The organism is Streptomyces aurantiacus JA 4570 (genome assembly GCF_000414115.1).
GTDB classification, from domain to species: Bacteria; Actinomycetota; Actinomycetes; order Streptomycetales; family Streptomycetaceae; genus Streptomyces; species Streptomyces aurantiacus_A.
On record NZ_AOPZ01000096.1, the window covers coordinates 1 to 13,134 of the forward strand.

At 72.0% G+C, this 13,134-nt stretch carries 8 protein-coding genes and 1 pseudogene; 7 read left to right on the plus strand and 2 right to left on the minus strand.

Translation table 11 applies throughout. The features are described from left to right. On the plus strand, window positions 1–1,828 hold a 1,828-nt coding region (locus STRAU_RS12130; RefSeq protein ID WP_037658876.1), incomplete at its 5' end, for a sialidase family protein. 10 nt (window positions 1,829–1,838) lie between these two features. Then, entirely contained in the window at window positions 1,839–3,146 is a 1,308-nt protein-coding gene (locus STRAU_RS12135; RefSeq protein WP_397892065.1) for a DUF4185 domain-containing protein, read from the plus strand. Here the strand turns inward: STRAU_RS12135 and STRAU_RS12140 are convergent. Further along, the gene (locus STRAU_RS12140; RefSeq protein WP_052029056.1) at window positions 3,082–4,155 is read right to left on the minus strand and encodes a bile acid:sodium symporter family protein; all 1,074 of its coding nucleotides are present in this window, start codon (window positions 4,153–4,155) and stop codon (window positions 3,082–3,084) included. The genes STRAU_RS12135 and STRAU_RS12140 overlap by 65 nt on opposite strands. A 126-nt stretch (window positions 4,156–4,281) precedes the next feature. On the opposite strand from STRAU_RS12140, the gene STRAU_RS12145 reads away from it, so the two are divergent. Continuing rightward, window positions 4,282–5,151, plus strand: a complete 870-nt coding sequence (locus tag STRAU_RS12145; protein WP_016640595.1) for a LysR substrate-binding domain-containing protein — start codon at window positions 4,282–4,284, stop codon at window positions 5,149–5,151. A gap of 100 nt (window positions 5,152–5,251) precedes the next feature. Here the strand turns inward: STRAU_RS12145 and STRAU_RS44655 are convergent. After that, window positions 5,252–6,209, minus strand: a pseudogene (locus STRAU_RS44655) (Lrp/AsnC family transcriptional regulator). A gap of 164 nt (window positions 6,210–6,373) precedes the next feature. On the opposite strand from STRAU_RS44655, the gene STRAU_RS12155 reads away from it, so the two are divergent. From STRAU_RS12155 to STRAU_RS12170, 4 genes are all read left to right on the plus strand, one after another. After that, window positions 6,374–7,870: an MFS transporter gene (locus tag STRAU_RS12155; protein ID WP_037658878.1), complete on the plus strand. Its 1,497-nt coding sequence runs from the start codon at window positions 6,374–6,376 to the stop codon at window positions 7,868–7,870. A 203-nt stretch (window positions 7,871–8,073) separates the two neighbouring features. Continuing rightward, window positions 8,074–9,897: an AMP-dependent synthetase/ligase gene (locus STRAU_RS12160; protein WP_037658880.1), complete on the plus strand. Its 1,824-nt coding sequence runs from the start codon at window positions 8,074–8,076 to the stop codon at window positions 9,895–9,897. A 96-nt stretch (window positions 9,898–9,993) separates the two neighbouring features. Further along, complete coding sequence (locus STRAU_RS12165) at window positions 9,994–11,262, plus strand: ABC transporter substrate-binding protein (protein WP_016640599.1); 1,269 nt, start codon at window positions 9,994–9,996, stop codon at window positions 11,260–11,262. Between the two features lie 12 nt (window positions 11,263–11,274). Further along, on the plus strand, window positions 11,275–13,134 hold a 1,860-nt coding region (locus STRAU_RS12170; RefSeq protein WP_037658882.1), incomplete at its 3' end, for an ABC transporter permease.

Below are 13,134 nucleotides of genomic sequence, written 5' to 3' on the forward strand. Positions count from 1 at the left end.
CGGCGGCGCGGCCGAGGCCGCGGACCGGGCGCCGAGGGCACCGTTCGATCAGCAGATCCTCTTCAAGGCTTCCCAGGATCCGGGCTACGCGTGCTTCCGGATACCAGCGATCGTGAAGACGACGAAGGGAACGCTGCTCGCCTTCGCCGAGGGACGCGTCAACGACTGCAGCGACGCCGGTGACATCGATCTGGTCCTCAAGCGCAGTGAGGACGGGGGCCGGACCTGGAGCCCGATGCAGGTCATCAACGAGGGCGGCGGCGACACGCACGGCAACCCGGCGCCGGTCGTCGACCGCGAGACGGGCCGCATCGTGCTCGCGGAGACCTACAACCCGGGCCGCACGGACGGCAAGAACTGCGAGGTGCCGTGCGAGCGCACGCCCTATCTGCAGCACAGCGACGACGACGGCGAGACCTGGTCGAAGCCGCGGGACCTGAGCGACGACATCCTGCCGAAGTCCTGGAACTCCTGGTACGCGACCGGGCCTGTGCACGGCATCCAGCTGACCCGCGGCCGGCACGCGGGGCGCCTGGTCTTCACGGTCAACGCCGAGACGTGGAACGGCAGCCGGGTCACCGAGAACCACGCCGCCCTTGTCGTCAGCGACGACGGCGGTGACAACTGGCGGATCGGGGCCACGGACTCGTACCCGATCTCCGCGAGCGACGCCACGTTCCGGCAGAAGCCGTCCGAGATGACCCTGGCGGAGCGTCAGGACGGTTCGATCTATGTGAGCGGGCGCGAGCAGGACGGCACCGACCTCGGGCACCGCGACCACGCCGTCAGCCGGGACGGCGGCGAGAGCTTCACCCGCCCGTTCACGTCGATCCCCGACCTGTACACACCGCAGGTGCAGGGCGCCACGCTGCGGTTCGGCGACCGGCTCCTGCTCGCCTGCCCCGGCGATCCCGACCGCCGCAGGACCATGATGATCCGCTCCTCCTACGACGGCGGCCGCACCTGGGACAGCTTCGACCGGGGCACCGTCGTCACCGGCGACTGGTCGGGCTACTCCGACATGGTGGCGGTCGACGACGAACGCGTCGGCCTGATGTACGAGGGCGGCGCGGTCGACGCCCGCGACGAGATCCGCTTCGCGCGCTTCACCGAGGACTGGCTGAAGCCGCGTCGCGGCCCGGATCCGCGGACCCGCGACTGGGCGCCCGGCGCGCGGGACGCGGCGGTGCTCGGCGGCGCCGGCACCACGGACGGCGTCTTCGGGGGGCGCGCGATCGACTTCGACGGCGTGGACGACGCCGTCCGGCTGCCGTACAGCTCCCGACTGCCGCTCGGCACCCGGGACTTCACGGCCTCGCTGTGGTTCCGCTACACGGCGAAGAGCGGTGAGCAGCCGATGCTCTGGATGGGCGGCGTCGGCAACAGCCAGCCGCAGGTGTGGCTGCGCGGCGAGCCCGCGGGCAACCGCGTCACGGGGTCGATCACCACCCGCGAGGGCGGCGGCCCGCCGCGCACGGTGTCACTGAGCACCAGCGGCGCCCACAACGACGGCAAGTGGCACCACGTCGCGCTGCGCCGCGGCGACGGGAGGCTCACGCTGTTCCTGGACGGCGAGCCGCTGACGCGGGCCGACGTCCCCGGCAGCGTCAGCCGCAACTCGACGTTCGGCGTGCACGTCGGCCAGCGCCTGGACAGCAGGGCCCACTTCACCGGCGCCATCGACGAAGTGGGCGTGTTCGAGCGGGCGTTGAGCGACGAGGAGGTGCGACACCTCAGCTCCGAGGACCTCCCGCAGAGCGCGTCCGCCGCTGTGACGTGGAACACCGTCACCTGGCTGCCCATGGACCGGGTGCGCGCGGGGAACTAGCGTCCCCGGCGTGTCCGCAGCCACAGAACCGTACGCGGCACCGTCCACCACGGACGGGCCTCCGGGCGGCCGGGGCGCGCGCAGGACCTGGATCGTCCTGCTGCTCGCCCTGGCCTGCGCGGCCGTGTTCCTGACCGCCCTCCCGGACGGCGACGACGACCGGGAGGGCGGTCCGGCGTGCGCGGCGACCACCGTCGCGTCGTCGGCCGCCGAGCCGAGGCTCACCGGCGCGTTCGCCTCGTACGGCGACGACGGCGCCCGCACCGACGACTGGACGGGCGGCGACGGCACGCACTCGGTGAAGCTGCCGGACGGGCGGGTCCTGTGGCTGTTCTCCGACACCTTCCTCGGCCAGGTGCACGCGCCGCCCAACCCGCAGGGCCAGCCGCACGCGTGGCGGGACACGAACACGCCGATGGTGCGCAACTCCGGTGTGGTCATGGACCGTTCGGGATCCATCGAGCGTACGCTGCCCACCCCCATGTTCGCCGATCCGGCGCCGGGGCAGTGGCGCTGGCCGGTCGCCGCGAAGGTCGAGCCGCGCTCGCCGGGCGCCGACGAGGACGTCCTGCGGGTGCTCCTGTGGACCCGTGCGACCGGCACCGGGCCGTGGATCTACGGCGTGCCCGCCGCCACCGAGGTCGCCACGCTCTCCCTGCCGGACCTGCGCGTCGAGGGCATCACGCAGATCTCGGACCAGCGCGGCGTCCCCGACCCCGGGCGGCGCGTGCTGTACGGCGCGTCGACCGTCGACGACGGCGAGTGGACGTACGTCTTCGGCGGCAACGACGCCCAGGCCACCGCCCGCCCCTCCTCGCACGCCTACGTCGCCCGCGTCCCGCACGGGAGCCTCGACGACCCCGCCGCCTGGCGGTACTGGGACGGTTCGGACTGGTCCCGCACCAAGGCCCCGCGCCCGGTCCTCGGCAACGGCGACCGCAAGGGCGTCGGCAGCGCGTTCACCGTGGTCCGCAGGGACGGAACGTACGTCCTGCTCACGATGGCGGCCGGCACCGCGGGCCTGACGAACGTCACGTCCTACTGGTCCTGCTCCCCCGCCGGCCCCTGGCACGGCCCCGCCAAGGCGTTCGCGCCGTCGCTGCCGAAGGACACCGGGGGCGGCGCGGCGGACACGGCGGCCGCCGCCCCCTACAACCCGCAGGCCCACCCGGCCGTGAGCGGCGACGGCCGGCTCGTGGTGAGCTACGACGTCAACTGGCTGGACACGACGGCCGCGAACGCGCAGGCGCAGATCAGCCGGAACGTGGAGCTGTACCGGCCGCGGTTCGTGTCGCTGCGCTTCCAGCGCGAGGACTGACCGGTCCGGTACCGGCCTCCGCCGCGCGCGCCTCGACGGCCTCCGGGTCACGGGAGCGGCGCTTGGCGATCACCGCGCAGACCATGAGCTGCATCTGGTGGAAGAGCATCAGCGGCAGCACCGCGAGCGACGCCTGGGCGCCGAACAGGACGCTCGCCATGGGCAGCCCCGCGGCGAGGGACTTCTTCGACCCGGCGAACTGGATCGCGATCCGGTCGCCCCGCCCGAAGCGGAGCTTCTTCGCGCCGTACCAGGTCAGCGACAGCATCACGGCGAGCAGCACCGCCTCGACGCCGAGCAGCGCGCCGAGCCGGACCGGGGTGACCTGGTGCCAGATGCCCGCCACCATGCCCTGGCTGAACGCGGTGTAGACGACCAGCAGGATCGAGCCCCGGTCGACGAAGGAGAGCACCTTCTTGTTGCGGGCGATGAAGGAGCCGACCCACCGGCGCAGGAACTGGCCCGCGAGGAACGGCACGAGCAGTTGCAGCACGATCTTCAGCAGCGAGTCCGCGGAGAACCCGCCCGCGCTGTGCCCGAGCAGCCAGGCCGCGAGCAGCGGCGTGATCACGATGCCCGCGAGCGACGAGAACGAGCCCGCGCAGATCGCCGCCGGGACGTTGCCGCGCGCCATGGACGTGAAGGCGATCGACGACTGGATCGTCGAGGGCACCAGCGTCAGGAACAGGAAGCCGCTGTAGAGCGCGGGCGTCAGGACGTACGGGACCAGGCCCTTGGCGGCCAGGCCGAGCAGCGGGAACACCGCGAACGTGCAGAGCAGCACCGTGAGGTGGAGGCGCCAGTGCCGCAGCCCGTCGACGGCCTCGCGCGTCGACAGGCGTGCGCCGTACAGGAAGAACAGCAGCGCGACGGCCGTCGTCGAGGCGCCGGACGCCACGTCGGCGGCCGTGCCGCGGGCGGGCAGGAGCGCCGCGAGTCCCACGGTGCCGAGCAGAGCCGCGATGTACGGGTCGATCGGCATCCAGGACGGCCAGGACGGGCGTTTCACAGTGCTCCATGCTCTCGGGGCTTCTCGGGGCGGCACGTGCCCTCTCCATGGTCCTCCTCCCGGCCGCGATCGGGAATCCCGTACACCGCTCTGACTGTCATCACGTTCCGCGATAACCTGGGAGGCGTGTACGACCCCGCTCAGCTCCGTACGTTCCTCGCGGTGGCCCAGACGCTGAGCTTCACGCAGGCCGCGCGCCGCCTCGGCCTGCGCCAGTCGACGGTGAGCCAGCACGTGCGGCGCCTGGAGGAGGCGACGGGGCGGCCGCTGTTCACGCGGGACACGCACAGCGTGGAGCTGACCGAGGCCGGTGAGGCGATGCTCGGCTTCGCCCGGCGCATCCTGGAGGTGCACGAGCAGGCGGCGGCGTTCTTCACGGGAGCGCGGCCGGGCGGGCGGCTGCGCTTCGGCGCCTCGGAGGACTTCGTCCTGACCCGGCTCACCGACATCCTGGAGTCCTTCCGGCGCGGCCATCCCGAGGTCGACCTGGAGCTGACCGTCGAACTGTCCGGCACGCTGCACGAGCGCCTGGACGCGGGCAAGCTCGACCTGGTGCTCGCCAAGCGGCGCCCGGAGGATTCGCGCGGCGAACTGGTCTGGCACGACGACCTGGTGTGGATCGGCGCGCCCCGGCTCCGCCTGGACCCGGCCCTGCCGGTGCCCCTCATCGCCTATCCGCCGCCGGGCATCACCCGCGCCCTGGCCATGGAGGCCCTGGAGCGCAGCGCCCGCCCCTGGCGCGTGGCCTGCACCAGCGGCAGCCTCAACGGCCTGCTCGCAGCGGCCCGCGCGGGCCTGGGCGTCATGGCCCACTCCCGCGGCCTGATCCCACAGGGCCTGGAACGACTACCGGACCGGGCGGGCCTGCCGGAGCTGGGTTCGGTGGACTTCGTACTGCGCCACGGCGAGCGCAGCACCCGAGCGACGAGCGCGGCGAACGCCTTGGCGGCGGCGATCCTGGCAGGCGGAGACAGCCTACAAAGAGGCCGAGCGTGAACAATCCGGCCGACGGCAACGAGGCTTTCCTAGGGGCGCGGGGAACTGCGCGACCAGCCCCCACCCATCCGCAGACAAAACATCGCACCCCAGCGGAACGTCACCGCCCAGGCCGGTAGGCCAACTGCTTCACCCGCCGCAAAAACGGCGCAGTCTCCACATGCTGCACGCCCTCCAACTGGCCAAGTTTGCCGCTGATGTAGGCGTAGAGCCCCGCCGTATCACGGGCGACAACGGTGGCGACCAGATTCGAGGGCCCCGCGGTAGCCGAGGCAAAGGCGATCTCATAGTGAGACGCAAGCGCTTCCCCCACGGAGTGCAACGCAGCGGGCGCAGCAGTGATCCACAAGGCCGCGGCCACGTGATACCCGAGCAACTCGGGCGTGTATTCGACGTCGACGAAAACGGCCCGGGACTCCAGCAACGCGCCGAGCCGCCGCTTCACGGACGACTCCGAAAGCCCAGTGGCACGCTGCAATTCGGGATACGTAGCACGCCCGTCCGCTTCGAGCGCGGTCACCAATGCCTCGTCCTCGGCCGAGATGCGGACCGGGGCGCGCGTGGCGGGCGCGAGCCGCGGGCGCGAGCCGCGGCGTCAGCGCCGCAAGCTGCGCCTCGCTCAGCGGCGCCAGCTTGCTGAGCCACCCGCGCGGCCCGCCGAAGAAGCTGTGCAGAAGCTGGAACGCGCGGATCTCCACAATGTGCGGCGTGCGCGGCAGCTTGCCGAGCAGCAGGTCGTCGTGGTCGCCGGGCTTGCGGGGCCGGGTCATGCAGATCACTTCCGTGCCCCCCGACATCAGGGCGACCCAGGAGGTGTCGGGGCGGCGCGCGAGCGCGTTCGCGATGGTCTCCGAGCCCTCGGGTGTGCAGCGCAGCCGCAGCATCCAGAAGTCCGTGCCCAGCCGCTCCGCGTTGCGCACGCCGACCACGTTCAGGCCGCTCTCGGCGGTGAGCTTCCGGTAGCGGCGTGCGACGGTCTGGTCGGAGACGCCGAGCACCGCAGCGATCTTGCTGAAGGGCGCCCGCCCGTCGGTCTCCAGGGCGTGCAGGAGCTTCATATCCAGCTCGTCGAGCGCGCGGGGCGTGTGGGATTCCACCCGCTGCCACCTCTCCCATGTCGGTTTCCGCCGGAACCCGGCCGACAGCCGTCACGATCGTGCGGCTCTGAAGGATCGTACGTCGTTGTACGAATCCTTTGGACATGGCACGAGGAGTGAGAGACATGCGCACATGGGGGCCGCTGACAGCGGTGTGCCTGGGCACATTCATGCTGTTGCTGGACGTGACGATCGTGGTGGTGGCGCTGCCCGACATGGCACGGGCGCTCGACGCGTCGCTGAGCGATCTGCAGTGGGTCATCGACGGCTACGCGCTGGCGCTCGCCGCGCTGCTGCTCGGCGTCGGCGCGGCGGCCGACGTGCTCGGCAGGCGCCGGACCCAGGTCGCGGGGACCGTGCTCTTCGCCCTCGCCTCGCTCGGCTGCGGGCTCGCGCCGAACGCCGAGCTGCTGGTGGCGTCGCGCGCGGTGCAGGGCCTCGGCGCGGCGGCGATGTTCGCGACGACACTGCCGCTGCTCGGCGCCGCCTACCAGGGCAAGCAGCGCTCGGTGGCGCTCGGGGTCTGGGGCGCGGTGAGCGGCGCCGCGGCGGCCCTGGGACCGATCGTCGGCGGGCTGCTCACCGAGGGGCCCGGCTGGCGGTGGATCTTCTTCATCAACCTGCCGGTCAGCGTGGCGGCGGTGTGGCTGACGCTGCGCGTGCTGCCGGAGGCGAAGGGGCACGCGGGCCGGCGGGTGGACTGGGCGGGCACGGCGGCGTTCGCGGTGTTCGCGGGGGCGCTGACGTACGGGGTGGTGCGGGCGTCGTCCGTCGGGTGGGCCTCGGCGGCCACCGGCGTGACCTTCGCGGTCGCGGTCCTCGCGCTGGTCGCCTTCGTCGTCGTGGAGCGGCGGGTCACCCACCCGCTGCTCGACCTCAAGCTGCTGCGCAAGCCCGCGTTCACGGGTGTCCTGATCGCCGGGATCGGCTACAACGCGGCGGCCTTCGCCGTGATCCCGTACTTCTCGATCTGGCTGCAGACCGTGCTCGGCATGAGCCCGATCCGCGGCAGCCTGGTGCTGCTTCCGCTGGCGGCGACGTCCTTCGTGGTGGCGGCGGTCGGCGGGCGACTGCTGCACGGCGCGCCGGCGCGGTACGTCATCGGCGTCGGCCTGCTCCTGATCGGCACGGGCTGCCTGGCGATGGCGGTGCTGGACGCGGGCTCGTCGTGGCAGGCGCTGGTGCCGGGCCTGACGCTGTCGGGCGTCGGGGCCGGGCTCGTCGCGCCCGCGCTCGCGGGGGCGGCGCTCGCCGCGGTGCCGCCTTCGAGCGCGGGCATGGCGGGCGGCGCGGTGAACACCTTCCGGCAGCTCGGGTACGCGCTCGGCGTCGCCGTGTTCGGCACGGTCCTGACCTCGCGGATGCAGGACACGATCGGCCACGACGCGGCGCACACGGCGGCCGGGGGCGGGGCGGCCGCGCTGCGCGGCTCGGTGTCCGCGCACGAGGTGCGGGACGCCTTCGCCTCGGGGCTCAACGGGGCCTCCCTCACGGCCGGCGCGGTGGGGCTCGCTGCGGGCCTCGCGGTGCTCCTGATGGTCCGGACCAAACCTGAGTCCGTCGCAGGTCAGGCCCCGTCGGCGGCCGCGGAGCCGACCCGCGAGAAGCAGCTCCAGGGGTAACCGCCGCGTACAGATTCGGTGGAGATTACGGCACCGAAACTTACTCAGCCGTCAGTAATGTGTCCGTCCCTTACCCTTGTGGCCGCATTTCACCCGCTGACCTGTGACGATCGTGCCCGTTCGGGCGTTTCCCACCCCCTCCCGGACGGGACCGGGGTGGGGTACCGTCACCGGCGCTGTGCGGAGCGCCACAAGGAGCACCATTGCGCGAGTTCACGAACCCTCCCATGGCGTCGGCGCCACGGGTGGGCGGCCTTGCCGACGCCGTGTTCGACCATGCCCTTGAGGATCCGGTCCGCGTCGTCCTCGGCCGCAAGCGTGACGGCGTCTGGCAGGACGTGACCTCCGCGGAGTTCCGCGACGAGGTCCTGGCGCTCGCCAAGGGGCTGCTCGCCCAGGGGGTCCGGTTCGGCGACCGGGTCGCCATCATGTGCCGCACGCGGTACGAGTGGACGCTGTTCGACTTCGCCCTGTGGACCGTGGGCGCGCAGGTCGTCCCCGTGTATCCGACGTCGTCGGCCGAGCAGGTCTTCTGGATGCTGCACGACGCGCAGGTGTCGGCGGCGATGGTCGAGCACGAGGACCACGCGATGACGATCGGCTCGGTCGTCGACCGGCTGCCGCATCTGCGCCGCCTGTGGCAGCTCGACGGCGACGCGGTACGCGAACTCAACGACGCCGGCCGCGATTTGGACGACGAGGTGGTGCACCGCCACCGCCGCGCCGTCACGCCGGACTCCGTGGCGACCGTGATCTACACCTCCGGCACCACGGGCCGCCCCAAGGGCTGCGTCCTCTCGCACGGGAACTTCATGTTCGAGGTGGACACACTCGTCGAGCGCTGGGAGCCGGTGTTCCGCTCCAAGCGCGGCGACGAGCCGTCCACGCTGCTCTTCCTGCCGCTCGCGCACGTCTTCGGGCGGATGGTGCAGATCGCCGCGGTGCGCGCCCGCGTCAAGTTCGGCCACCAGCCGAGCCTGAACGCCGCCGCGCTGATCCCCGACCTCGCCGCGTTCCGGCCGACGTTCATCCTGGCCGTGCCGTACATCTTCGAGAAGGTCTTCAACGCGGCCCGGCGCAAGGCCGAACGGGAGGGCAGGGCGGGCCCGTTCGACAAGGCCGTGGAGGCGGCGGTGCGGTACGCCGACGCGATGGAGGCCAGGGCCTTCGGCACCGGGCCCGGTCCTTCCACGGCGCTGCGCATGCAGCACCAGGTCTTCGAGAAGCTCGTCTACGCCAAGGTCCGCGACGCCATGGGCGGCCGGGTGCGGCACGCGATGTCCGGCGGCTCCGCCATGGACCGCCGCCTCGGCCTGTTCTTCGCCGGCGCGGGCGTGACGATCTTCGAGGGGTACGGCCTCACCGAGTCCTCGGCCGCCGCGACCGCCAACCCGCCCGAGCGCACCCGCTACGGCACGGTCGGCCAGGCCATCCCCGGCACCACCGTGCACATCGCCGACGACGGCGAGGTGTGGCTGCACGGCGGCCATGTCTTCCAGGGCTACCTCAACGACCCCAAGGCGACCGACGCGGCGCTGCACGACGGCTGGCTCGCCACCGGCGACCTGGGCGCGCTCGACGAGGACGGCTATCTCACCATCACGGGCCGCAAGAAGGAGATCCTGGTGACCTCCGGCGGCAAGAGCGTCTCGCCGGTGCAGCTGGAGGAGCGGGTGCGGGACCATCCGCTGGTCGCCCAGTGCATCGTCGTCGGCAACGACCGGCCCTACATCGCGGCGCTCGTCACGCTGGACGCGGAGGCCGTCGAGCACTGGCTCGCCATGCGCAACAAGCCGCCGATGGCGGCGCGCGAGCTGGTGCACGACCCCGACCTCGAGACCGAGGTGCGCCGCGCCGTGGTGGCCGCCAACACCCTGGTGTCCCAGGCGGAGTCGATCCGCACGTTCCGGATACTGGCGCACCAGTTCACCGAGGAGCACGGCTTGCTCACGCCCTCGCTGAAGCTCAAGCGGAAGGCGATCGAGCTGGCCTACTCGGCCGAGGTGGAGGCGCTCTACCGCGGCTGATCCACGCTCCGCGAGTGGATTTGACGTTGCGTCAGTTATTGACGGTTCGTCAGGTCGGACACAGAATCTGCCTCACTCGACCGGAGGGGGACGACCGTGTCGCGATCCCTGCGCAAGCTCGGCGCCGCCGCCGTGGCCGGACTGCTGCTCGCCGCCGTACCCGCCTGCAACTCCGCCTCCAACAGCGGGAGTTCAGGAGATGGCAAGGGCGGCGACTCCGCCCGGGGCGTGAGCGAGGACTCCGTCAAGGTGGGCGGGATCGTCTCCATGACGACCGCCAGCGGATACAGCAAGAAGGACACCGACCTCGGGGCCAGGGCCCGCTTCGAGAGGGCGAACGCCGAGGGCGGGGTGCACGGCCGGAAGATCGACTATCTGGGCGCGGAGGACGACGGCCAGGACCCGGCCCGCAACCTCGCCGCCGCCCGCAAACTCGTCCAGCGCGACAAGGTGTTCGCGATCGCCCCCATGAGTTCGGTGACGTTCTCCGGCGCCGACTTCCTCCAGGAGCACAAGGTGCCGACGTTCGGCTGGGGCACGATCCCGGCGTTCTGCGGCCCCACGTACCTGTACGGCTTCGGCGGCTGCATGGTGCCGATGCCCGGCGGCACCATCACGCAGAGCTGGCCGGAGGGCCTGAAGAAGGTCATGGGCGGCGCGCGCGGCAAGTCGGTGGCGATCCTCGCGAACGACAACGAGCCGGGCACCTTCGCCGTCCGCACCTACCGGCAGAGCTTCAAGGCCGCCGGTTTCGAGGTGACGTACGCGAAGTCGGTGGTGCCCGCGACCTCGGTGCCGAGCGACTGGTCGGCGTACACCAAGGACATCCTGCGCTCCGACGGCGGCAAGGCACCGGACGCCGTCGTCTCCGTCATGCAGACCCCGTACAACATCGGCCTGTTCACCGCCGTCAAACGCACCGGCTACCGGGGCCTGCTCACCGACCCCACCGACTACGACCCGGGCCTGCTGGCCAAGAGCGCGACGCGCAAGGCGCTCGACGGCGTCCATGTGCTCCTGACGTTCCAGCCGTTCGAGCAACAGAGCGCGGACATGAAGCAGTTCAAGGAGGACGTCAGAAAGACGGCGGGCAAGGAGATCCCCCTCAACATGCACATGATGACGGGCTACATGTCGGCGGATCTCTTCCTGGCCGTCGCCGGGAAGGCGGGCCGGAAGCTGACGGCGGAGTCCTTCCAGCGGGCGGCCGACGGCTTCTCCGACACCGGCACGCTCGTCGGCGACCGCGCGCTGCCCAAGGGCCGCAAGGAGGCGTTCGGCTGCGGGGCGCTGGTGCGGCTGAAGGGCGGAAAGTACGAGGTGGCGTCCCCCTTCACCTGCTACGAACCGATCCCCTTCCGCTGAGGGCCGCCGCCGATGTCGGACCTGCTGGGTTTCGTCCTGAGCGGCCTTGTCTCGGGAGCGCTGTACGCGCTGCTCGCCACGGGCCTGGTCCTGTCGTACTCCGCGTCCGGACTCTTCAACTTCGCGCACGGCGCGACCGCCTACCTCTGCGCGCTCGCCTTCTACGAACTGCACTCCGGCTTCGGCTGGCCGGCCGTGCCGACGGCGCTGCTGCTCGTGTGCGTGCTCGCGCCCGCACTGGGCTGGGGTCTGGACCGGCTGATGTTCCGCAAGCTGGCGCGGGTGGGCGAGACGGCGCAGATCGTGGCGACGATCGGGCTGCTCGTGGCGCTGCCCGCGCTCGGCCTGTGGGTGGTGGAACTCCTTCAGGACGCGGGCGCGCCCGTGAAGCCCGCCGAGAACCAGTTCGGCCTGCCCGGGGTGGGGCCGAGCCCGGCGAGGAGCTGGCAGCTGACGGACGGCGTCGGCGTCGACTCCGACCAGCTCATCACGTGGGTGGCGACGGCGGTCGTCGCCGTCGGCCTGTGGATCCTGATGCGGCACACGCGGCTCGGCCTGCGAATGCGCGCGGCCGTGGACAACCGGTCGCTGGTGGAACTGCGGGGGATCAGCGCGGACCGTCTCTCGTCGGTGGCGTGGATGCTGTCGTCCGGGCTCGCGGGCCTGGCGGGAGTGCTCGCCACGCCCTTGTTGGGCCTGTCGTCCCACGACTTCACGCTCTTCCTCTTCGTGTCGGCGACGGCGGCCGTGCTCGGCCGGTTCCTGTCGGTGCCGCTGGCGTTCGCGGGCGGCCTGGCGCTCGGGGTGCTGCAGAACCTGGTCGCGGGGTACGCCGACTTCGCCGAGTCGATCACCGGATTCCGTACGGCGGTGCCGTTCCTGCTGCTCTTCGCGGGCTTGCTGGTGCTGACACGGCGACAGCGGGTCGCGGGTACGGCGGCGGTGGACGCGGCGCCCGTCGACTATCTGGCGGGGCGGTCGTGGGCGCGCAGGTGGGGCCCGTGGGCGGTGGCTGCGGTGCTCCTCGCCACCGCCTTCTACACCGTCACCACCCCCTTCTGGAGCGGCCTGCTCGCCCAGGGCCTCGCCCTGTCCCTCGTCTTCGTGTCCTTCACCGTCGTCACCGGCCTGGGCGCGATGGTCTCGCTCGCGCAGGCCACGTTCGTGACGGGCGCCGCGCTCGTCGCCGGGCTGCTGCTCAGCCACGGCTGGCCGTTCTTCGCCGCGGCGCTCGTCGGCACGTGTGCGGCCGCCGTCCTGGGGGCGCTCGTCGCGCTGCCCGCGCTGCGGCTCGGCGGGCGCTCCCTCGCCCTCGCGACGCTCGCCCTCGCCTTCCTCGCCGATCAGGTCCTCTTCCAGATGGGGTGGCTGCGCAACGGCGACACCGGCTGGGAGATCCCCCGCCCGGTGTTCGGCCCCGTCGACCTCTCCGACGACCGGGCCATGGGGGTCGCCATGGTCGTCCTCGTCACCGCCGCCGTCGCCGCGCTCGGCGCGCTGCGCGGGTCCGCGTCCGGGCGTGCCATGCTCGCCGTCCGGTCGGCGCCCGCCGCCGCGATGGCCTCCGGCGTCTCCGTGGTCCGCACGAAGCTGCTCCTCTTCACGCTGTCGGCGGGGCTCGCCGGGTTCGGCGGGGTGATGTACGCGTCCTTCAACACGCGCATCACCGCGACCGACTTCACCGCGATGACGGGGCTCGTGTGGTTGGCCGTGGTGGTCGCGGCGGGGGTGCGGCGGGCGCAGTTCGCCGTGGTGGCGGGGGTGGTGTACGTCGTCGTGCCGCATCTGCTGTCCGAGTACGTCACCGAGTCCGCGCATGTGCCGGTGATGCTGTTCGGCTTGGCGGGGTTGGCGTTGGCCAACGATCCGGAC